Annotated in this window: 1 rRNA gene; it reads left to right on the forward strand. The window is 49.7% G+C overall.

Features of this window, described 5'->3' with window-relative positions:
- A 23S ribosomal RNA gene (locus EII23_RS11870) occupies positions 1–1,389 on the forward strand; the annotation flags it as partial.

Here is a 1,389-nt window from a genome sequence, read left to right on the forward strand (position 1 = left end):
GCCATACATTTAAAGAGTGCGTAATAGCTCACTGGTCAAGTGGTAGAGCGCCGAAAATGAACGGGGCTAAAATCTAATACCGAAGCTGTGGACTACGAAAGTAGTGGTAGAGGAGCAATGTGTAAGAGACGAAGCATAAGGCGTAAGCCGATGTGGATTTTACAGAAGAGAGAATGCTGGCATGAGTAGCGAAAGGTGAGTGAGAATCTCACCCGTCGAAAACCTAAGGATTCCTGAGGAAGGCTCGTCCACTCAGGGTAAGTCGGGACCTAAGCCCAGGCTGAAAAGCGTAAGCGATGGACAACAGGTTGAGATTCCTGTACTATCTTTGAATGTTTAAGAGATGTACTGACGCAGGAGGATATGTTGAGCGTGTGAATGGTAGAGCACGTCTAAGTATGTAGGTAGAATTTTGAGGCAAATCCCAAAATTTAATACTGAGATACGATGGGGATCGAAAAACAAGTAGAGAAGCAACAGACTCCAAACTGCCAAGAAAAGGTACTATTGAGTGAGAAGATACCCGTACCAAAACCGACACAGGTAGGCAAGGAGAGAATCCTAAGACGCGCGGAAGAACCTTTGTTAAGGAACTCGGCAAAATGACCCCGTAACTTCGGGAGAAGGGGTGCTCTTTAGGGTGCAAGCCCAGAAGAGCCGCAGTGAATAGGCCCAAGCGACTGTTTATCAAAAACACAGGTCTCTGCTAAACCGTAAGGTGATGTATAGGGGCTGACGCCTGCCCGGTGCTGGAAGGTTAAGAGGAGTGGTTAGCTTCGGCGAAGCTACGAATCGAAGCCCCAGTAAACGGCGGCCGTAACTATAACGGTCCTAAGGTAGCGAAATTCCTTGTCGGGTAAGTTCCGACCCGCACGAAAGGCGTAATGATTTGGGCACTGTCTCAACGAGAGACTCGGTGAAATTTTAGTACCTGTGAAGATGCAGGTTACCCGCGACAGGACGGAAAGACCCCGTGGAGCTTTACTGTAGCCTGATATTGAAATTCGGCACAGCTTGTACAGGATAGGTAGGAGCCTTTGAAACGTGAGCGCTAGCTTACGTGGAGGCGTTGGTGGGATACTACCCTAGCTGTGTTGGCTTTCTAACCCGCACCACTTATCGTGGTGGGAGACCGTGTCAGGTGGGCAGTTTGACTGGGGCGGTCGCCTCCTAAAAGGTAACGGAGGCGCTCAAAGGTTCCCTCAGAATGGTTGGAAATCATTCATAGAGTGTAAAGGCATAAGGGAGCTTGACTGCGAGACCTACAAGTCGAGCAGGGTCGAAAGACGGACTTAGTGATCCGGTGGTTCCGCATGGAAGGGCCATCGCTCAACGGATAAAAGCTACCCCGGGGATAACAGGCTTATCTCCCCCAAGAGTTCACATCGA

The sequence above is a fragment of the Desulfovibrio sp. OH1186_COT-070 genome, assembly GCF_003860215.1.
Classification (GTDB): Bacteria; Desulfobacterota; Desulfovibrionia; order Desulfovibrionales; family Desulfovibrionaceae; genus Desulfovibrio.